14 protein-coding genes are annotated in these 21,706 nt (G+C 63.8%); 4 read left to right on the forward strand and 10 right to left on the reverse strand.

Going from position 1 to position 21,706, the window contains the following annotated elements:
• Nucleotide 1 precedes the first annotated feature (1 nt).
• On the reverse strand, nt 2-3,082 hold the full coding sequence (locus tag AC3A43_RS07840; protein WP_487791947.1) for a TonB-dependent receptor domain-containing protein: 3,081 nt from the start codon (nt 3,080-3,082) through the stop codon (nt 2-4).
• A 48-nt stretch (nt 3,083-3,130) separates the two neighbouring features.
• Nucleotides 3,131-4,459 carry a dicarboxylate/amino acid:cation symporter gene (locus tag AC3A43_RS07845; RefSeq protein WP_487792043.1) on the reverse strand — a complete coding sequence of 443 codons (1,329 nt, stop codon included), beginning with the start codon at nt 4,457-4,459 and terminating at the stop codon, nt 3,131-3,133.
• A gap of 290 nt (nt 4,460-4,749) precedes the next feature.
• On the opposite strand from AC3A43_RS07845, the gene AC3A43_RS07850 reads away from it, so the two are divergent.
• Both AC3A43_RS07850 and AC3A43_RS07855 read left to right on the forward strand, forming a co-directional pair.
• Nucleotides 4,750-6,465, forward strand: coding sequence for a sensor histidine kinase (locus AC3A43_RS07850; protein ID WP_487791948.1), 1,716 nt, complete (start codon nt 4,750-4,752; stop codon nt 6,463-6,465).
• Nucleotides 6,462-7,799 carry a sigma-54-dependent transcriptional regulator gene (locus AC3A43_RS07855; protein WP_487791949.1) on the forward strand — a complete coding sequence of 446 codons (1,338 nt, stop codon included), beginning with the start codon at nt 6,462-6,464 and terminating at the stop codon, nt 7,797-7,799. The genes AC3A43_RS07850 and AC3A43_RS07855 overlap by 4 nt, the downstream gene beginning before the upstream one ends.
• A 10-nt stretch (nt 7,800-7,809) precedes the next feature.
• Here AC3A43_RS07855 and AC3A43_RS07860 read toward each other — a convergent pair whose 3' ends face one another.
• The 7 genes from AC3A43_RS07860 to AC3A43_RS07890 form a co-directional block, all read right to left on the reverse strand.
• On the reverse strand, nt 7,810-8,985 hold the full coding sequence (locus tag AC3A43_RS07860; RefSeq protein WP_487791950.1) for a dipeptidase: 1,176 nt from the start codon (nt 8,983-8,985) through the stop codon (nt 7,810-7,812).
• On the reverse strand, nt 8,982-10,559 hold the full coding sequence (locus tag AC3A43_RS07865; RefSeq protein WP_487791951.1) for a serine hydrolase: 1,578 nt from the start codon (nt 10,557-10,559) through the stop codon (nt 8,982-8,984). Before AC3A43_RS07865 ends, AC3A43_RS07860 begins: the two co-directional genes overlap by 4 nt.
• Nucleotides 10,556-11,695 carry a YkvI family membrane protein gene (locus AC3A43_RS07870; RefSeq protein WP_487791952.1) on the reverse strand — a complete coding sequence of 380 codons (1,140 nt, stop codon included), beginning with the start codon at nt 11,693-11,695 and terminating at the stop codon, nt 10,556-10,558. Before AC3A43_RS07870 ends, AC3A43_RS07865 begins: the two co-directional genes overlap by 4 nt.
• Nucleotides 11,692-12,732: an N-acetyltransferase DgcN family protein gene (locus AC3A43_RS07875; protein WP_487791953.1), complete on the reverse strand. Its 1,041-nt coding sequence runs from the start codon at nt 12,730-12,732 to the stop codon at nt 11,692-11,694. Before AC3A43_RS07875 ends, AC3A43_RS07870 begins: the two co-directional genes overlap by 4 nt.
• A gap of 20 nt (nt 12,733-12,752) precedes the next feature.
• Nucleotides 12,753-14,939: a TonB-dependent receptor gene (locus tag AC3A43_RS07880; RefSeq protein WP_487791954.1), complete on the reverse strand. Its 2,187-nt coding sequence runs from the start codon at nt 14,937-14,939 to the stop codon at nt 12,753-12,755.
• 4 nt (nt 14,940-14,943) lie between these two features.
• Complete coding sequence (locus AC3A43_RS07885) at nt 14,944-16,086, reverse strand: dipeptidase (protein WP_487791955.1); 1,143 nt, start codon at nt 16,084-16,086, stop codon at nt 14,944-14,946.
• A gap of 251 nt (nt 16,087-16,337) precedes the next feature.
• Entirely contained in the window at nt 16,338-18,317 is a 1,980-nt protein-coding gene (locus tag AC3A43_RS07890; protein ID WP_487791956.1) for a serine hydrolase domain-containing protein, read from the reverse strand.
• Nucleotides 18,318-18,470: 153 nt separating this feature from the next.
• Between AC3A43_RS07890 and AC3A43_RS07895 the strand changes: the two genes are divergently transcribed.
• On the forward strand, nt 18,471-19,082 hold the full coding sequence (locus tag AC3A43_RS07895) for a helix-turn-helix domain-containing protein (protein ID WP_487791957.1): 612 nt from the start codon (nt 18,471-18,473) through the stop codon (nt 19,080-19,082).
• 25 nt (nt 19,083-19,107) lie between these two features.
• The gene (locus AC3A43_RS07900) at nt 19,108-20,811 is read left to right on the forward strand and encodes an N-acyl-D-amino-acid deacylase family protein (RefSeq protein ID WP_487791958.1); all 1,704 of its coding nucleotides are present in this window, start codon (nt 19,108-19,110) and stop codon (nt 20,809-20,811) included.
• Here the strand turns inward: AC3A43_RS07900 and AC3A43_RS07905 are convergent.
• Nucleotides 20,808-21,704 carry an oxygenase MpaB family protein gene (locus AC3A43_RS07905; RefSeq protein ID WP_487791959.1) on the reverse strand — a complete coding sequence of 299 codons (897 nt, stop codon included), beginning with the start codon at nt 21,702-21,704 and terminating at the stop codon, nt 20,808-20,810. The genes AC3A43_RS07900 and AC3A43_RS07905 overlap by 4 nt on opposite strands.
• Between the last annotated feature and the right edge of the window lie 2 nt (nt 21,705-21,706).

Genomic DNA, 21,706 nt, shown 5'->3' on the forward strand with positions numbered 1-21,706 from the left:
ATCAGAACTCCGTAGTGACCGAGGTGTACCAGTAGCGGCCATAGGGGCTGTAGAGCGACCCCAGATAGCCTTCGGACGAAAGCGGCGGCTTTTCGTTCGTGATGTTGCGCACCCCGACGCGCCAGCGCATGTCGCCGCCGAGGTTGCCAGCATCCTTGATCCGCACCTGCGCATAAAGGTTGCCCGTCACCTGCGACTTGACCCGCCACGGGTTGCCGTCGGCATCGACGAACGCCGTCTCGTCGACCGCGCCGGTGTAGCGCGCGAAGGCGCCGACCTGGAACTGGCCGAGCGACCAGGTCAACGACGCCGTACCGCGCCATTTCGGGCGACCATTCGCCTCGATCAGATTCTGTGTTTCGGGCAAGGGCGTCGCGGCGTTGATGTCGCCGGCTGCGGCGGCGGCGACGAGCAGGTCGACGGCATCGCCCGGCGCGCGCGAGAATTTGAGCAGCCGCGTCGTGTTGACCGAGAAATCGAACTTGCCGACATCGGTCTTCGGCGACTGCCAGTAGAAGGCGAAATCGAGCCCGCGAACCGTCTGCGGCAACAGATTGACGAACTGGTCGCGGACGGTCGTGATCCGGCCCACCGGCGCGATGCCCGTCCCCGCGAAGGCCGCGATATCGTCGGCGTTGGCGGCGTCGCGAATGACGTTCGGGTTCGACGATCCCTGCAGACGCATCAGATAGTCGAGCGCGACCGCGGTATCGTTACCGAGAATGCCGACGATGCCCTTTTGCTTGATCGACCAATAGTCGACGGTGAAAGTCATGCGGCCGAGGTCAGCGGGGATGAAACTGGGCTCGAACACCGCACCGAGGTTATAATTGGTGCTTTTTTCGGGTTTGAGGTCTGGATTGCCCGAAACACGGCGAGCGTAGCCGACATTGTTGCCGCATGCGGTGAAAGTGGCGATCCGCCCTGCCCGCAGATCAACTTCGCAGCGCAGGAAATCCTGGCTGGTCGCGAGGCGCGCATATTCGACGGCGTTGACCTGTTCGAGGTTCGGGGCGCGGAAGCCTTGCGAGAAGGAGCCGCGGAAGCGGATGCCGTCGACGACGTCCCACGCCGCTGCGATCTTCGGCCGCGCAACGCTGCCGAAATCGCTGTAATGTTCGTAGCGGCCGGCAAGCTGGATGTCGAAACGCCGGACGAGCGGGATATTCATCTCCTCCGACACCAAAGGCACCGCGAGTTCGGCGTAGGCGGCGGCGACCGTGCGCTTGCCATAGGTATCGGGATTGTCGCTAACCGCCGCGGCATCGCTGATGGTGATCGCACCCGACACCGCATCGACGAAGGGGCTCGATCCGTCGACCGCCGAATCGCGATTGTCGCGCTGCGTCTCGCGCCGAACTTCGAGGCCGAAGGCCATGCCGACGTCGCCGCCGGGCAGAGCGAAGAGGTCGGCGCGCGAGGCGCGGAAATCGCCCATCGTCAGCGTCGTTTTCGACCGGCGCTGAAGCTCGAAGGTGATTGCGTCGAGTGCTGTCTGCGAGCTGGGGGTGCAATCGCCCGAACTCAGGCTGTCGATGCAGCCGCCGTTGAAGGGGTTGTACGCGTCGGGGGTCGCGAGCGCGAGGCTCCGCTGGAGCGCCGAACTGCGCACCGCGAGACTGCGGTCGACCGCCGAAGCTTCGGAATAGACAAAGGCGCTGTCCCATTTGAAACCCGCCGCCTCGCCGCGTACGCCAATCAGACCGCGTAGCTGCTCGCCGGAAACTTTCACCGCCTGCGGCCCCGTGTCAACGAAGCGATAGGTGGTGAGAAGCACCGGCAAGCCCGCGGCGGGCACATTGACGAGGCCCGGGATGCGGTTGGGGTTGGGCAGCCCATTGATCGTCGTCGCACCGAAGGGGTTGTAATAGTTGCTGGCCGGGATCCAGATCTGGTTGAGGTTGATCACCGGCGGTTGGATGCGCGTCGTTTTCGAACGGTAATAGCCGAACTCGCCGAACAGAGTCAGGTCGTCGGTCACGTCATAATGACCGTTGATGAAGGCGTTGTAGCGCTTGACGCTCGGCATCACGGTGGTGCCGACGGCGGTATCGTAGCGCAGGTCGCGGAAAGCATTGTTCGTCGCGAGCGCGGTGTTCACGAGGCAGAGGTCGGCGGTGAGCGCCTGGGAGCATCCGCCGAGGCGTGTCGGGCGAACCGTGAACGCGCCTGCGGCGGTCGTCAGGTTCGTGGTCCCGCGGCGTGGGCGGCCGCCAGTCACCGGAACCATCAGTGCTGGCCATGCACCGCGCGTTGCGCGTGCGTCAGGAACCTGTGAATCGGCGAAATCGGGATCGTCGGCGAACAGCGGGCGAAGGTTCGCGGAGGCGGTAAAATCCTGATCCTCGGCGCGCAGCGCCGAGCGGTCGGTATATTCGAACGAGGCCGTGATATTGCCGCGATCGAAGCTCTTGCCCGCTAGGATATTGCCCTGGAATTCGCGCAGGTGTGTGCCCTCGGCGCCGCCATATTGCGCCTGCATCCTGAGACCGTCGTAGTTGTCCTTGAGCACGGTGTTGACGACGCCCGCGACGGCATCCGAGCCGTAGAGCGCCGCAGCGCCGTCGAGCAGCACTTCGAGCCGCTGGAGCCCCGTCGTCGGGATCGCGTTCGAATTATAGCTCAGCACCGGGACCGTGCCGGTGTCCGACAAGCCCTGGCTCGCGGGGTGGGTGACGATGCGGCGGCCGTTGAGCAGCACGAGTGTGTTCCCGACGCCGAGCGAGCGCAGGTTGACGGAACCCACGTCACCGCGCGCCGCGTTGCTCGTCTGCGCATTGTTTCCGGGGTTGAAGCTGACATCGCCCATCTGCGGAATGTTGCGGATCAGTTCATCGCCGCTGACCGCACCGATCGCGTCGAGCCTGTCCTGCCCGACCACGACCACCGGCAGCGCCTCGGTGACGCGTGCGCCCTCGATGCGCGAGCCGACGACGACGATTTCGTCAGCTGGAGCGCCATCGGCTTGCGGGTCTTCATTGTCGGTTGGATCGGCCGCCGTCGTCTGGGCCCGGGCGGGTGCGCTCGCAAGAAGGCAGATCGCCGTACTCGCCAGAAGCATTGTTCCAAAACTGCGCCTCATTGTCATTCTCCCCAATTTTTTGGTTCTAAATTTTGTGTCGTTTCGGCCTCAATCGGCGTCGGTTTCGATTGGCTGGGCCGCAATCGGCGCCGGTTCGCCGTTCAGCGCACGGTCCAGCGCGTCACGGTCGAGTGCATTCTCCCAGCCCGCGACGACGATCGCCGCGAGCGCGTTGCCGATGAAGTTGGTGAGCGCGCGGCACTCGCTCATGAAACGATCGATGCCAAGGATCAGCGCCAGCCCCGCGACCGGAACCGTCGGCACGGCGGTCAGCGTCGCCGCGAGCGTGATGAAGCCCGCGCCGGTTACCCCGGCGGCGCCCTTCGAACTCACCATCGCCACGAGCAACAGCGTGATCTGGTCACCCAGGCTGAGGTCGATGCCCGTCGCTTGTGCGACGAACAGCGCGGCGAGCGTCATATAGATATTGGTCCCGTCGAGGTTGAAGCTGTATCCCGTGGGCACGACCATGCCGACGACCGACTTCGCACAACCGGCCTTTTCCAGCTTTTCCATCAGGCTGGGCAGCGCGGCTTCGGACGACGAGGTGCCAAGCACGAGCAGCAGTTCGGCCTTGAGATACGCAATCAGCCGGAAAATCGAAAAGCCGGAAAAGCGCGCCATCGCGCCCAAGACAACGACGACGAACAGGATCGAGGTCAGATAGAAGGTCGCAATCAGGGCGCTGAGATTGACGAGCGATTCGACGCCATATTCGCCGATGGTGAAAGCCATCGCCCCGAATGCGCCGATCGGCGCAAAGCGCATCAGCATTCCGACGAGATAGAAGAAAACACTCGAAAGCTTTTCGAGCATGCCGAGCACCTGTGCGCCCGCGGCGCCGGTATGCGACAAGGCGATGCCGAACAGGATCGCCGCGAACAGCGCCTGCAGGATCGAACCCGACGTCAGCGCAGAGACGAACGTCGTCGGAATGATCGCGAGCAGGAAACCGACGAGCGTCGTATCGTGCGCCTTCGCGTCATATTCGGCGATCTTCGCGACCGCGCCGGGGTCGAGCGTGCGCGGGTCGATGTTCATCCCCGCACCCGGTTGCACTACATTGGCGACGATCAGCCCGATGACCAGCGCGAGTGTCGAGAAGAAGAGGAAATAGGCGAAGGTCTTCACCGTCAGGCGCCCGAGTGTCCGTCCCCCGCCCACCGACGCGATGCCGGTCGAGACTGTCAGAAAGATCACCGGCGCGATGATCATCTTTACCAGGTCAATGAAACCTTTGCCGAGCGGCTGGAGCTTGACCCCGACCTCAGGCCAGAAATGACCGAGCAGCACCCCGCCCAAAATGGCGCCGAGCACCTGTACATAGAGGTGCGCCCACCAGCGCTTTGGCCGCGCGGGCTCGGGTATCGCGCTCATATCGATCGTGGCGGCCACCGGCCTCTCCCTCTGTCAGGCGCCCGTTTCGACGCGATCCACGGCCGTTGTTCGGCCGCGACATAAAAATAGGCGTGGGTATGAAGAGTGGTCAAACAGCCGCCCCATATTCTTAATTATCTGTAATTATGACATATTATTTGCGATCACACATCGGCGCTCTTCAATCTGTGCAAAAATCCGCATACGTATCCGGCATATTGTGCAATAATCCGCACATGCCCTCTCCCGCTGAGTCGTCCCAAACCATCCCACGCCTCGACCGAAGGCGGTTGCTGCTGGCGACGATCGCCGGCGCGCTGATCCTGCTTGTTGCCGCGCTCGGCCTGTCGGGATGGGCAGCGGGTCATGCGCACGCGCAGGCCGATGTCGAGGCGCGGCAAAATGCCCGCGCGCATGCGAGCCTGCTCGAAAGCGAGTTGCAGAAATTCCGCCTGCTGCCGCGTGTGCTCTCGGAATTTCCGGACGTTCGCACCGCGCTCGCCGACAAGAGCGACGCCGCGTCGCGCCGGCTCGATCGCGAACTGGAGCAGTTGGCCGCGCGGACCGACGCCGCGGTCCTCTATGTGATCGACGCCAGCGGCACCACGATCGCCGCGAGCAACTGGCGCGAACCGAAGAGCTTTGTCGGCGAGAATTACCGGTTCCGCCCCTATTTTCAGGGCGCTATGCAGAATGGCGAGGCCGAACTCTTTGCACTTGGCACGGTGAGCGGACGGCCGGGCCTTTACCTCGCGCGCCGCGTCGACGTCAGCGGCCGGCAACTGGGCGCGATCGTGGTCAAGGTCGAGTTCGACAAGCTTGAATCGCGCTGGACTGATTCCGCCGCGACGACGATCGTGACCGACGCCGCCGGCATCATCGTCATGACGAGCGAAAGCGGCTGGCGCTTTCGCTCGTTCAATGCGATCTCCGCCGCGAAGCAAAAGCAGCTTCGCGAGACACGCAGTTATGGCACCGCGCGGCTCGACCCGCTGCGCGTTGGAGCCGATATGTTTCGCCGCGCCGATGAACGCATCTCGCTGCCCGGAAGCACTCTCCACCTCTTGCAGCCCGCGAAGCCCGCGCGCGACAGCGCCAATGCGACGGCCCGCGTAATCTTCCTCATATTGCTCATCCTGGTCGGCGCAGCGGTCGTGACGCTGCTTCGCGTTGTCGAGCGACAAACGCTTCGGCAAGCAGCACACGACGCGCTTGAGCGCGAAGTCGCCGCACGCACGCAGGATTTGCGCACAGCGAATGACGATTTGCGGCATGCCTCCGAACGTCAGGCCGATACCGATCGCCGTTACCGCGCCGCGCGCGAGGAGCTGGCGCAGGCGAGCCGGCTTGGCTCGATCGGACAGATTACCGCGGGGGTCGCGCACGAGATCAACCAGCCGATCGCCGCGATCCGCACCTTCGCCGAAAACAGTCTGCGCTATCTCGAACGCGAACAGACCGACAAGGCGCGCAGCAATCTGGGCACCATCGTCGAGCTTACCGCGCGCGTGGGCGCGATCACCAACGAGCTGCGCAATTTCGCGCGGCGCAAACCGACGCCGCTCGGTCCGGTTCCACTGCAATCGGCGATCGACGGCACCAGCCTGCTGATCGGCGACCGGCTCCGCGCGCAGGGCATCGCGCTCGACATTGTTGTCGAGAACCCGGCGCAGAGCGTTCACGCCGACCGCGTCCGGCTCGAACAAGTGCTCGTCAATATATTGCAGAACGCCGCCGACGCGGTGCAGGGCGTCACGGACCCGCAGATCGATCTTCATGCCCATGGCAGCGACCCTGTCCACATCGACATCTGCGACAGCGGACCGGGCGTTGCCGCCGACCTGTTGCCACAGCTCTTCACGCCCTTCGTCACCGGCCGTCCCGACGGCCTCGGCCTCGGTCTCGCCATCGCGAGCGATATCATGGCCGAGTTCGGCGGCACGCTGACCCTGATTGCTTCGCCGCTGGGCGGCGCCGGGTTCCGCCTGACATTGAGGCCGGCATGAGCTTTTTCACCGGCGAGCAGACGATCTTCTTCGTCGACGACGATGCGGCGCTGCGCGAGGCGAATGTCCAGACGCTCGACCTTGCGGGCCTTGCCGTCGAGGCCTTCCCCGACGCGCAGAGCGTCCTGACGCGCATCGACGCCGACTTCTCGGGCATCATCGTCACCGACATCCGCATGCCGGGGATGGACGGGCTCGAGCTGCGCGCGGCGATCCATGGCATCGATCCCGGTATCCCCGTGATCCTGATCACCGGCCATGCCGACGTCGCGATGGCGGTACGCGCACTGCATGACGGCGCCTTCGATTTTCTCGCAAAGCCCTTTGCCGCCGATCATCTCGTCGGCATCGTGCGCCGCGCGCTGGCGCATCGCGCGCTGATCCTCGACAACCGCCGCCTTGTTACCGCAGCCGACGCGATCGACAGCCCGCTGATCGGCGAAAGCGCCGCGATGCTGCGGCTGCGCGAGACGATAACGCAGCTGGCGCAAGCCGATTTCGACGTGCTGATCGAAGGCGAGACGGGCACTGGCAAGGAACTGGTCGCGCATATGCTCCACCGTCAGAGTCGGCGAAGCGCGGCATCGCTGGTCGCAGTCAATTGCGCGGCGCTGCCGCAGGAATTGGCCGAGGCCGAACTGTTCGGCAGCGACCTGGTCGACCGGAGCAGCGGCAAGCTTGGCCAGGCGGGGCGTATCCGAAGTGCGCATCGCGGCACATTGTTCCTCGACGAAATCGACACGATGCACCCGTCGGTACAGGCCAAGTTGCTGCGCGTGATCGAGGAACGCGAGGTGCAGCCGATCGGCGCCAGCGTGCCCGAACCCGTCGACCTGCGCGTCGTCGCGGCGACGAAGACCGACCTGATGGATGCGGTGCGCGGCGGCGCATTTCGCGAAGATCTTTATTACCGCCTGCATGTCGTGAAACTGCGCATCCCGCCGTTGCGCGAGCGGCGGTCGGATATTCCGCAGACCTTCGCCTATTTCCTCGACGAGGCCGCGGCGAAGATGGGGTTGGCCGGTTTTGCGATCGACGACAGCGTGCGCCGTCACCTCGTCGAGCATGACTGGCCGGGCAATGTCCGCGAACTCAAGAATTTCGCCTATAGCGTCGTGCTCGACCTGCCGTCGGACCCCGGCCTGTCGTCGATGCCCGCCGACGCCCCGCTCGCCGAGCGCGTTCGCCGGTTCGAGGCGACGATCATCCACGACACGCTGGCGCAGACGCGCGGCAATATCGCCGAAACGATGGCGCGGCTGGGGGTGCCGCGGAAGACGCTTTACGACAAGATGCAGAAGCTGGGTATCGACCCGAAACGGTTCCGCGGCTGACCCCGTTGGGCTATTTTCCCTGCGCCGCCAGTATGCGCAGGATATTGCCGCTCCACATTTTTTCGATGTCGGCATCGGAATAGCCCGCGGCCTTCAGCCGTTCGGTGACTTTCGGCAGCGCGGTGATGTCCTCGATTCCCGGCAATCCGCCGCCGCCGTCCCAGTCGGCGCCGAAGCAGATATGATCGACCCCGCCGACCTCGATCGCGCGCAGGACCATCTTCATATAGGCGTCGAAATCGGCCGCCCACATCAGTTCGGCCTTGTCGAGTTCACGCCACTGGCGATTGAGGTCGGCCTGTTCGGCGGGCGTCATCTTGCCGATCCGTTCATACTTGCCGAACAGTTCGCCGCGCGCGGGCGACATGTTCATTTCGGACATGAAGATCGTCGAGATGCACATTGCACCGCCTTTGGCCGCGAGCGCCTTCAACCGCCCCTCGTCGAGATTGCGCGGATGGTCATACGCCGAGCGCAGGCTCGAGTGCGAGAGCAGGATCGGATATTTCGACAGCGCGAGTATCTGGTCGAACGCGGCATCCGAAGAATGGCTCGCGTCGATCATAATGCCGAGCCGGTTCATCTCGCCCACCCATTTTTTGCCGAGCGGGCTCAGCCCCTTCCAGCGGCCCTCGCCCGTCGCGCTGTCGGCGAACTGGTTGTCCTTCGAATGGACCGGCCCGGCGAGGCGCAAACCCTTGTCGTAGAAGGACTGAAGCAGCGAAAGATCTTCGCCCAGCGGATAGCTGTTCTCCATCGACTTGAAGGCAGTCAGCTTGCCTTCCTTGTTCAGCCGCACGGCATCGGCCGCGGTCAGCGCCGGAGCGATTGCGTCGGCGTGTTTAGCGATGGTGCGATCGATCAGATCGGACCGCGCGCGTGCGAAGGCAAGCGCATCGGCATAGTCCTTCGCGGTCAGCGGGCCCTGTTCGGTATAGATGGCAAAGAAGCCGCCATCGAGATTGCCATCCTTCATCCGCGGAATATCGAGCTGCGCCATGTCATCGGCGGGCGTATGACGGTCGGCAAAGCTCCAGCCCGCACGCTCGAAATGAAGCGGCGTGTCGAGATGCGTGTCGAGGACGAGCATCCGGCTGTGAAGCGGCGCTTCGGGGGCCTTCACCTTCTCGCCGCCCGAGCAGGCCGTCAGCATAGTGGCGGTCAGCAGGAGCGCGATGCGGTTCATTTCTTGTCCTCGACGGGCTTCAGGTCGAGATCGTGATAATCCCAGCTGAAATCGGCGATCGGGCTGACCGCCTTCATCGTCACGCCGGTGATCTTGCCGTCGGCGTCGAGCGCAAAGGTGACGTAGGCGGGTTCGATCGCCGCATCGTCGAAATCGGTGACGAAGCTGTCATACTGCCAATGCTTCAGTCGCCCCGCCATCCGCGGGGTCGAGGTAAAGTCGATCGTCAGCCCCTTCGGCGTCTGCCCGATAACGATATCGCCATACCAGGGATCGCGGTAACGCCCGGCGTAACCGGTCAGCGAGAGCGACGGCCCCGACTTGACCGGCGATGCCCGTTTCTGTTCGAGGAACGCCTTCCCGCCTGCGAGCCGCGCCTGATACCAATCCTCCCATTTCGCGATCCAGCCATAGTCGGGCTGGTCCAGATAATGATCGAGCAGTTCGTGCGTGAGGCCGAGCAGCATCCCGCTGTCCTCGCTGTTCATCATGATCGCAAAGCCGACATTTTTGTCGGGGATCATCACGACGCGCGTGATCGATCCGAAAACCCCGCCGCCATGCGAAATGATCCGGTGACCGCGATAATCCTGTACCTGCCAGCCGAGCGCATAGGCCTGTTGCATCGGCTGCGCGGGTTTGAGGCTGTCGGGAAGCGGGTTGATCGGCATCGGGGTGACCGGCGCCCACATTTCGGCCGCCTGCTTTTCGCTGAACAGCCGCTTGCCGTTCGGCAGCGCGCCGTGCGCGAGCTGGATCTTGAGCCACGCCGCCATATCGTCGGCGCTGAGCGCGAGCCCGCCCGCAGGCGCGCCGTTGCGGCCGAGTTCGTCGCGCTCGTCGAGCGCGGCCTGCGGGCCGAGACCGCGCAGCGGTCCTGACAGGCGCGCGTGCGGCCACGAGCGATTGGGGATGCGGAAACGATCCTCGCTGTCGCTGGTGGCGTTCTTCATCCCGCCGGCGCGCAAGATTCGCGTCCGCATGAATGCTTCCCATGTCTGTCCAGTGACTTCTTCGATCAGCTGGCCCGCGACGGTGTAGAGGATGTTGTCATAGGCATAGGCCGAGCGGAAGCTGGTCTTGGGTTTGAGATAGGCAACGTGCTCGACGGTCTGTTTGCGCGTCAGATGCGTGCGCGGCACGAACATCAAATCGCCCTGCCCCAGCCCCAGCCCGCTGCGATGGACGAGCAGGTCGCGGATCGTGATCTCGCGCGTCACCCACGCGTCGTGCATGCGGAACCACGGCATATGCTTGATCACGGGATCGTCCCACGCGATCTTGCCCTCGTCGACGAGGATCGCGAGCGCCGCCGCCGTCATCGCCTTGCCCGTCGAGCCGGTCTGGAAGATCGTTTGCGCATCGACCGGTGCGCGTTCGCCGATCTTGCGCACGCCCCAGCCGCGCGACAGGGTTGTCTTGCCATCTTCGACGATCGCGATCGACACGCCGGCGGCGCCGACTTTCTTGCGCAGCGCCTCGACGCTTTCGCCGATATCGGTGGGCGGTTCGGCCCAGGCGGGCGCTGCGACCGACAGCATCAGCGACAGGGCGAGCAGGCGAACGGTCTTCATGGCAGGGTCTCCATATGGGGGGCGGTCGACGGACGCAGCAGGCGCCAGATGCCGATGGTGAGGAGCGGAACGACGAACACCGCGAGGAACAGCCACGCGAGGAAGCGATAGCCGCTGGCGATCAGGTCGATCAGGCCGATGCGCGCTGCAACGAACATGCAGCCGGCCAATATTACACCGCCGATCGCGGCGCGCGCACCCGTGCCGAGCGGCGCGCGGCCGCGCATCTCGACCACCCCCGACACCCGTTCGTTGATCGCATGGATCGCGCCGACCCCGCTTTCGAGCAGCGCAGCAAAGATCATCAGCTGAAAAACGATGTGGAATCCCGGCACCGCCATCTGGCGCAGCAGGAAGTCCGACGGCAATGTCTCCGCTCCGATCGCGGGATAGAAAGCCATCATCGCGACGAAGAAGAGAATTGCGGGCAGCATGGTGAGCGGTCCGGCGATGATCCCGGCGATCACCGCGTCGCGCTGGCTGGTCAGATGACGCAGCACCGGAAGGATGATGACCGCGCCGACGATATTATAACTGGCATAGGTGATCCCGCCCGCGACCCAATTGCCCGAAGGCGGCGGCGCATTGGCAAAACCCTGCCAGATCAGGCCGCCGAAACTCGACAGCGCAAAGATCAGGAACAGGGAATAGACCGCATAGATCAGCATCGAGGCGTATTTGAACAGGGTTTCAACGACGTCGGTCCCGAAGGCGGTAAAGGCAATGATGCTGACCGCAAGCAGCGCGGAGCCCGCGAACTCGGGCCAACCAAAGGTTGCAGCCCCTATCGCCCCCGCTGCCGCACCGAACACCGCGAGGATCAGGATGACGAAGATCAGATAAGCGATCTCGAATGCGATCCAGCCGGGCCCAAGAAGCCCTTCGAAAAAACTGCGATAGTCATAAGCGCCGAGTTTGCGCGCGAGCGCGAAGGTCAGCGCGGCGACGATGCTCCAGATGAGCGTCGCAAGCAGCATCGCAGCGAGCCCGCCCCACGGGCCGGAGGGCACGAAATATTCGGCCAGCTCGCGCCCGGTCGCATAGCCGCCGCCGATGATGACGGCCTTCAGTGCAAACCCGGGCAGCAGGAAGCGCTGAAACCAGCTCGACCTGCCGCCCGTCTCGCCCACACTCACGCGAGACACGTTTCGACGAGCGCGTCGAACGACGAGCCGCCGCGGATCGGGTCGGCGACGGGAAGCGCGAGGCGTTGCCGCTCGGCCACCATCAGCGCCTCGGCAGCATCGGCCTCATAGGCCGATGTGTTGAGGCTGACACCGCCGCAGCGGATCGCCGGATTGGTGCGGCTGCCGAGGCGGATCGTCAGGTCGATCACCTCTTCGATCGAGGGTAATTCAAAACTTTCCAGACCCAGGATCACCTTGCGCGCCGGATCGTGGCAGACGACGAACACATCGGGCTGGCTGCCGTGGAGCAGGCCAAGCGACACCGCCGCATAGGCAGGATTGAAGATCGACCCCTGCCCCTCGATCACATCCCAATGCGTGTCGGGGGCGTCGGGGCTCAGCATTTCTGCCGCGCCGGCCTCGAAATCCGAAATCACCGCGTCCATCGGCATGCCGCCGCCCGCGATCATGATACCGGTCTGGCCGGTCGCGCGAAAATCCGCATCCACGCCGCGTTCGACCAAGGCCCGGTGCAACGCCAGCGCGGTATATTTCTTGCCGAGCGCGCAATCGGTGCCGACGGTGAGCAGCCGCTTGCCGCTCCGCTTGCGGCCATTGCCGACCGGAATCGACGGCGGCGGGGTGCGAATGTCGATCAGGCGCCGCCCCGTACGCTTCGCCGCCTCGGCCAACGCGGGAACGCTGCCTAGCCGGACGTGCAGCCCGCTGACGATGTCGAGGCCCGCCTCCATCGCCTCGACCAGCGCGGCGACCCAGCTATCCCCGATCACGCCGCCCACATTCGCGACACCGATCACCAGCGACCGCGCGCCCGCCGCCCGCGCATCGGCGGGCGACAGACGCGGCAGACCGGTGGTGACGGTGCAGCCAGTGATCGCGAGTTCCCCGACACATCGGTCGGCCGCCCAATCGGCAAGACCGAAGGCGGTCTTGGCATAGCCCGCCTGGGTCGTGTCGCCGAGGAACAGCAGATAGGGCTGCGGCAGGTTCAGGCTGCCCGCCAGCCTCCCGATGGGCGCATTCATTATGTCCAACTCCAATCCGCTCAAAAAGCCATGTCGAGCGCAACGCCCACCGTCCGCGGCTGCAGGGGCGAGATCGCAAGGAAACTCGGCCGATTGAGTCCGTCGGCCATAGTCGCCCGCGCCATCTCCCCCTTATTGTCGAGCAGGTTGCGAGCATAGGCGCGCAGTGTCCAGTGGTCGTTGAAGTTGATCGAGGCGTTTAGGTCCACCGACGTATAGGGCCGTGCGCGCGCGGCGAGCGGATCGCTTTCGACCAGCGACAGACGACTGCTCGCGTGGCGAACGCCGACGCCGAAACTGCCCTTGTTGCTGCTGCCGAGGGCAAATTCATAATCGGCGCGGAGCGCGCCGCTGAATTTCGGCACCGCGGGCAAGCGGTCACCGTCGGCGCCGCTGATATCGGGGACATCCTCGCTGAGCACGGCGTCGGTGTAGCTGCCCGTCGCGCTGATCGTCAGGCCGGGTGCCGGACGCAGCGCCAAGCTACCCTCGATTCCCTTGCTTCGGGCCTTGCCGCCGTTCGCGCCGCCTGAGACGCCGCCAAAGGAGCGCACGACCTGAATGTCGGTCCAGTCCATCAGGAAGAGCGCGACATCGACCGATACCATGCGGTCGGCGAAATCGGCCTTGAGGCCGACTTCGTAGTTTTTCATCCGGTCGGCGTCGACCGTTGGCGGCACATTGGGAACGATGACGTTGGGTCCGCCCGGACGATAGCCGGTGGCGAGGCGCGCATAGAGCATCGCATCCTCGTTGATGTGGAACTGCGGACTGATCGAATAGGTGAAGACATCCTCGGACGATTTGCCGGGATCGTCGGCCTGCGGCACGATCGCGCCCGAGCTGATCTGGCGGAAGGTCTGCTTGTTGCGCGCCCAGCGAAGGCCACCGGTGATCTCGAACTGCTCGCTGAGCTTGAAGGTCGCGTTGCCGAAGACCGCATATTCCTTGTACGTCGCGGGCAAGCCGACGGTGGCGAGCGGGTCGAGCGCAGCAATCGGATTGCCCGCCATGTCAAACGACCGCACGAGCTGGGCGTTGCTGGTTGTCTCGTCGGTGAAAAAGCCGCCGAGCAGCCATTCGAAACGTCCGCCGCTGGGCGAAGCAAGGCGCACTTCCTGCGTCCATTTTTTAAGGCCGAGATCGAGCGAGAAGGGCGTGATGCCGGGCGCGATCGGGGGGTTGGTAAGGAAGGGGAAGAGGACGCCGAAGGCATAGCTCGCGTCCTGCACCTGCGCGCTCTGCGTCTTGCTGTAGGTCGTCGCAGAGGTCAGCGTTGCGGCACCGAAATCATAGTCGATCGTCGCCGAATAATAGTCGAGATCGACGTCGAAGGATTCGGGTACATAATTGTTGTACGAGCGACCATCGCCGAGGCGCACGCCGGTGAGATCCGCAGCGTACAGGCCATTCCCCTCGGAATCGAGCGACTGCCAGATGCCCGCCAGCTTCACGCTGAGATCGGGCGTCGGCGTCCACAGCAGCGCAACGCGGCCGCCGCGCTGTTCATAATCATTCTGGTCCTCGAGCGCGGCATTGTTGACGCTGTCGACCCAGCCCGGCGTGCTGCGCCAGGCGAAGCTTCCGCTGACCGCGAGCTTGTCCTGGACGATCGGCACATTGACCATCGCCTGCGCGCCCCAGCCGAGCCCGTCGCCACCCTTGATCGCGAAACCCTCGACGCCAGCCTTGACGCTGAACCTGTTCGTGTCCGGCTGGACCGTGACATATTTCACCAGGCCGCCAATCGAGCTGGCGCCGTAGAGCGTGCCCTGCGGACCTTTGAGCACTTCGATCCGTTGCAGATCATAGGGCATGAGGTCGATCGTGAACGCCCCGGCCCGATTATAGATCGCGCTCGACCCCACGGGGGCGTCGTCGAGATAAATGCCGACGGTCTGGCTGTTGTTAAGCGGCGCAACACCGCGCAGCGTGATCGTCGTCTGCCCCGGCGTGCCGCTGTTGCTGACGTTCATGCCAGGGACGTAGCCCGCATAGTCGACAAGCGAAGCGGCACCCTGTTCCTGCAGCTCATCGCCGCTGATCACCGCGATCGAAATCGGCACGTCCTGTACATTCTGCGTACGTTTCTGCGCCGTCACGACGATTTCGCCCGCCGTTTCCATTGCGGCGGCGTCCTGCGCCTGTGCTGGCATCGCGATCATCAGTGCGGCTAAGCTTGCTGCAATAAACAGTCCCTGTTTCATCGTCTTACCCCCAGACTTGGGCGAGCAGGCGGCGGAAATTGCCACCGAGCACGGCCCGGATGTTTTCGTTCGAATAACCACGGCGGATCAGTTCTTCGGTGAGATCGAAGGTCTTGAGCGGATGATCGAAGCCATCGATGTCGATCTTGTCGCGAAAGGCGTAGCTGCCCTTGTAGCTCCCCTTAAGCGCGGCATATTCGGCCGGAATCATATCGTCATAACCGTGCAGGTCGGCGTCCGAGCCGATGCCGACATGATCGACCCCGACCAGCTTCGCGACATGATCGATATGATCGGCCATATGCCCGACATTGGTCGGATCGGTCGTGCGCACGAACATGCGGACCCCGGTGATGCCCATCACGCCGCCCTTCGCGGCCAGCGCCTTAATCGCCGCATCGGTCTTCACGCGCGGGTGATCGACCAGCGCGCGCGCGTTGCTGTGGGTGATCGCGATCGGCCCCTTGGCGATGGCGATCGCATCGAGCGTCGTCTTGTCGCCGCAATGCGAGACATCGACGAGCATGCGCTGCTTTTCCATCTCGGCGATGATCGCGGCGCCATAGTCGCTGACGCCGCCATCGACGCGTTCGGTGCTGCCCGACCCGATCAGATTCTGGGCGTTATAGGTGAGCTGCGCGCAGCGCAGGCCAAGGCGGCGGAACAGCGCAACGTCTTCCAGCTTTTCGAAATGCTCGGCATTCTGGATGCCCATGATGACGGCGCATTTCTTGTCGGCCTTGGCACGGTCGAGGTCGGCAACGCCGTCCACCAGCGTGAACACATGGCTGTTACGCCCGGCAAAACCCTGCCATCCGGCGAGGAATGCAAGCGCCTGTTCTTTCGCATCGGGGCCCCCGAGACCGTAGGCGTTATGAAATCCGGTGATCCCGCTGGCCTTGAACTCGGCCGCTTCGGCGTCGGTCAGCCGGTGTGCGACATAATCTTCGGACATCGTGATCTTGAGCGGCGCGAGCATGTCGATGACGAGCGATGAAGCGACCAGATCGACCGCGCGGCGCGAGTAGCTTTTCCCGGGCGCTGAGGCGAAGGCAAAAGCGCCCCGGTTTATCATCGGCGCCGACAAAGCTACCCCGACCGCGCCCGCAATGACCGCGCGGCGCGTTGCTGTGAATGACGTGGTCATTCCAGTCTCCCTCTCTTGTTGATTTCAGTTTCAAGACTATTGTCCTAATTGGAAAATTGTCAACCCGTTTAGGACATATATTGGACTGGCTCTAAATTTCTGCAGCGCGGTGGATTATCCGGCCCCGATTTTCGACACACCGCGCAAGACAGTTTCGGTGAAGATATACCCCGACAAGCGGAAAGGCTGGCGATCGGGAAAACGCTCGACCCGAAGGTCGAGCGTGAGGCCCCGGACGCTTTGTATCGCCGTCAATAGGTCATCCCGAAGCCATAGAGATGGAAGACGAGCGTCACCCATACGAGCACCAGAGCGGCAAGGATGAGCAGCACCGCGCCGAGCTTCATCGTCCAGCGGCGCCTGTCCTTGATGCTGAGCCACAGGTGCCAGCCCGCGGTGATCAGCAGGCCGAAGGCGGCCAGCGGAGTCAGGATGCGCAGCAGGTGGATCAGCCAGTCGAGCGGACCGCCGATCGCTCCGATATCGGCCGAGAAAGCCGCGATCAGTCCGAACCAGCCGGCCAGCGCACCGATTGCGAGCCATGCGAAGACACGCGACAGGCGGTAGGCGCGGCGCGCCTTGCCTTCGAGCGGGAAATCCGCCTTGAAGTTGCGACGCACCAGCGCGCGCACCGGCCATGCCAGCGCCGCGAGCAGGGTGATGCCGAAGGCGAAAATCAGCGCCGGATTGAGCCATGCGGCATTGACGCTCGTCGGCGCGGGTTCGAACACCATGAACGGCGAGCCAGCATCGATGCTCCAGCGCATAACGCGGCCGTCCTTGACCTCGGCGGCAAGGCGTTCATTCGTTCCCGTGTCGCGCCATACAAAGGGTTCGACTTCGACCCAGTCGCGCGCGCCCGCACCCATGCCATCAAGCGCCGGCAGGGTGATCTTGCCGTCCTCGGTCAGCGAAACCGTCATCTGCCCGAGCAAGCCGAACAGGCTCATGAAGTTGGTGAACGACCCGCGGCTGCTGACGTAATTTCCGACCATCATCTGTGCATGCTGGGCGGCGGTCTTGGCATCGACCTGCCCCGGCTTTTCAGTGCCAGGGAGATAGCGGTCGGCGAATTTATGGAACAAAGCGCTGCGCACCGCGCCAGCGTCGCCCTGTTTACCGGCGCTGTTCATCGAGATGAATACGCCGATGTCGGCATCGGGGAACAGCCACAGATAGCTGTGGAACCAGACGGTGTCGCCGCCATGCGCGATCGCGCGGTGGCCGTTGACCCATTGTTCGTAGAAACCAAGCGCCATGCTGTTGAGCGGGCCGACGCCGGGTGCCTTGAAATCGTGCATCTGTTTCGCGGTCTCGGGCTTCAGCAGCCCCGCGCCGTCGTTGAGGTGCGCGATCATGAACTTGCCCATGTCGGCGCCGCTGGCCGACAAACTGCCCGCAGGGGCGGGAATGACCAGCTCGAACGGCTTCGCTTTTTGCGTGACGTCGGGATAACCCTTCGACATGTGCGGCGCGAGATTGGCGGGAAGCGGCTGGCGGAACGACGAATGCGTCATGCCGAGCGGCGTGAAGATGTGATTTTCGATATAATTGTCGAAGGGTTCGCCGCTGACCCGCTCGACGATATAGCCCGCCAGCGCGGTCGCATAGTTCGAATAGGCCGGCGTCGTACCCGGTGCGAAGACGCGGTCGGGCAACGCGAGCGGCATCTGTTTATTCAGCGCCATCACCGCTTTGGGGTCGCTGCTGATCAGATAGCGTACCGATTCCTGAAAGCCCGCGGTGTGCGTCATGATGTTGCGCATCGTGATCGGCTTGCCCTGATAGGCCGGGATCTTGAAATCCAGATAGGCGTTCACATCCTTGTCGAGATCGATCTTGCCGGCCTCGACCTGCTGCATCACCGCAGTCCAGGTGAAGAGCTTCGACACCGAGCCCGGGCGGAAAAGCGTGGTTTCAGGAAGCACCGGCGCGCGCTTGGCGACATCGGCGAAGCCATAGCCCTTTTCGAGCACGACCTGATTGCCGCGCACGACGACCACGACGGCGCCCGGGATGCGCGCGCGTTCGAGCGCATAGGGCAGATATCCGTCGAGCCAGGCTTCGAGGTCCTTGGCATCGAGCGCGACGGGCGCTGCGGACACCTTGGCGGCCGACACGGCGGCGGCTTCGACTTTCTTTGCGGTGGGCGCGGGCACCGGTCCCTGCGCCGCCAATGGCAGCGCGGCAAACGCCGCCAGCCCGATCATCGCCTTGCGGATGAAACGCATCGCTTTCCCCTTTTCCTTTACGCGGTCTGTCACACCTTGCAGCAAGCCGCGCGACCCCTTACCAAGGACCAACATCTATTAGCCCGATAGGGACATAATGATCCTGATTGGAAAATTGTCAAATATGGAATGGAAAAATTAATGGCGGATCGCATGGCCCCGCCCACGCTCGGCACGGTGATGAAGGGCATCCGCGCCCGAAACGGCTGGACGCTCAAGGAAATGAGCGCGAAATCGGGCATCCCGGTATCGACCCTGTCGAAGGTCGAGCACGACCGGCTGACGCTCAGCTATGACAAGTTGCAGCAGCTGAGCCAGCGACTCAGCATCCGCATGTCGGACCTGTTCGCCGAGGATGAGGACAATGGCGCGCCGCGCGTGACCGGCCGCCGCAGCATCGGTACGATCGATCAGGCGGTGCGCGTCACCACCGACAATTACGACTATCATTATCTGTGCACCGACCTGCGCCAAAAGCGGATGATCCCGATCATCACGCGAATCCGGGCGCATAGCGCGCGCGAGTTTGGCGATCTTGTCCGCCATCAGGGCGAGGAATTCATCTTCGTCCTCGAAGGCGAGGTCGAGATTCACACCGAATTCTATGATCCCGTCGCGCTCAAGACGGGTCAGGGCATCTATCTCGATTCGTCGATGGGGCACGCCTATGTCGTCGCCGAAGGTTTCAAGGAGGCGCTGGTGCTCGGCGTCTGTTCGAGCGCCGACGACGGGCTGATGGACAGCCTGATGAGCCTGCACGGCTAAAAACCCTTCTTTTGCGGAGAAATAGATGGCATCGCGTCGGCAGTTCGCCCCTTCCCTGATGCTGCTGTGCAGCTCGATGCTGTTTTCGGCGTCGGTCGCTGCGAATCCCGCAGCGCCCGCCTATGACCTGATCATCCGCGGCGGCACGATCTACGACGGGTCGGGCAAACCGCCCGTCGCGGGCGATGTGGCGATCAAGGGCGACCGCGTCGTCGCGGTCGGCACGGTCAGCGGCACCGCAAAGACCGAGGTTTCAGCCAAGGGCATGGCGGTCGCGCCGGGCTTTATCAACATGCTGAGCTGGGCGACCGAATCGTTGATCGCCGACCCCAAAAGCCAGAGCGACATAAGGCAGGGTGTGACGCTGGAGGTGATGGGCGAAGGCTGGTCGATGGGACCGATGAACGCCGCGATGAAGGCCCTCGAGACCGAGCGGCAGGGCGACATCAAATATCCGATCGAGTGGACGAGCCTCGGCGACTATCTCGGCTATCTGGAGAAGCGCGGGGTTTCGACCAATGTCGCGAGCTTCGTTGGCGCCGCGACGGTGCGCGTCCACGAACTGGGCGAAGGCGACGTCGATCCGACTTCCGAACAGCTCGCCCGCATGCGCGCGCTGGTCAGGCAGGCGATGAACGAAGGCGCGATGGGGGTCGGCAGTTCGATCATCTATGCCCCCGGCTCCTACGCCGAAACCAACGAGCTCGTAGCACTGACCAGCGAAGCCGCCAAATGCGGCGGCATGTATATCAGCCACATGCGATCCGAAGGCGACCGGATCGAACAGGCGGTCGACGAACTGATCGACATCTCGCGCCGATCGGGTGCGCCCGCCGAAATCTATCACCTCAAAATGGCGGGGCGCAGCAACTGGGGCAAGCTCGACACGATCGTGAAGAAGATCGAGGATGCGCGCGCCGAGGGGCTGAAGATCACGACCGACATGTACACCTATACCGCAGGCGCGACCGGGCTCGATGCCGCGATGCCGACATGGGTGCAGGCGGGCGGGCTGGAGGAATGGATCAAGCGGCTGAAAGATCCCGCGATCCGCGCGCGCGTCGCCGCCGAGATGAAAAAGCCGGGCAGTGACTGGGAAAATCTCTATTTCGGTGCGGGCGCCGACAAGATGATCCTGTCGGGATTCAAGAACGACGCGCTCAAGCCGCTAACCGGCAAGACGCTCGCCGAGGTTGCGGCGATGCGCGGCAAATCGCCCGAAGAAACCGCGATGGACCTCGTCGTCGAGGACGGATCGCGCGTCGGCACCGTCTATTTCCTGATGTCCGAGGACAATGTGCGGAGGCAGGTGCAACTGCCGTGGATGAGCTTTGGCTCCGACGCGTCATCTCAAGCGACCGAGGGCGTGTTCCTGAAATCGGGCGCCCACCCGCGCACCTATGGCAATTTTTCGCGCCTGCTGGGCCGCTATGTCCGCGACGAGAAGCTGATCTCGCTCGAACAGGCTGTGTATCGCCTCACCGTCCTGCCCGCGTCCAATCTGGGTATCAAGGATCGCGGGGCGCTGAAGCCCGGCTATTATGCCGATGTCGTTGTTTTTGACCCGGCGACGATCGGCGACCGGTCGACCTTCGAAAAGCCGCATCAATATTCGGTCGGGATGCGTGACGTGTTCGTCAACGGCGTCGGCGTCCTGCGCAACGGCGAGCACAGCGGTGCGACCCCCGGCCGCGCCGTGCGCGGAGCAGGCTTTAACCGCTGCAACTAGGCGGCGAGCAGGCGGTGCTGTTCGGCGGGTGATTTGAACAGGAAATCACACGGCAGGCCAAGGCGGACACTGGCCTGACAATGCGGCGCGGCGCGATCGACGTGACGGTCGGCGAGCCGCCCGGCAAATCGCAGCGCGGTGCGGTCGAAGCGTGTGAGATCATAGCGCGGCCCCAGTTCCAGCTTGCGCCGGATATGACCGGGAAGCAGCGACACCGATGCGCGCGCAATGGCACGATGCAGGAAACGCGGCACGCCGGGCGCGGCGCGGCCCGACTGGATCATATCGAGAAATTCGAAGATGATCGGATGCGATTCGAACGCGGGTTCGAGATCGTCCATCATCGCCATGAACGCGCCGACCGTCGGCGGTGTATGCCGCGCCCCGAACTCGCGCCCGATCGCGTCGCCGTCACGCATGAAGCGATCCTTGTCGCCGCCGCTCAGCGGATGGACGAAGCGATCATAGGCCATCAGGAAGCCATAGGATGCGGTCGCCGCGACCCAATCGAGCAGGACAGGATCGAGTGCGCGATATCTGGCACCGGCTGGCGTCTCGCCTTTCACCTTGCCGTGCATGCGATTGACCTGGCCGATGACGGCTTTCGCGCTGCTCGCCGGACCATAGCAAGCGAGCATCGCGACGAGCCCGGTACGCCGCGAGCGGCCGATCGGATCGACCTTGTAAGTCGAATGATCCCATACCCCCGACCGGATTCGCGGCTCGGCAAATTCGAGCAGCACGGCCGCGATGCCGCCGATGCCGAGCGCGATCGGGTTCTTGTAGACACGCCACTGGACGCTGTCGGGCGCCAGCAACGCGGGTTCGCCAACGGGCGCGGCGAAATCGATCGCCGTTCCCAGATATTCACTCTGCATCGGCAGACGCGCCACGC

The organism is Sphingopyxis sp. Soil_C_28, from assembly GCF_057657055.1.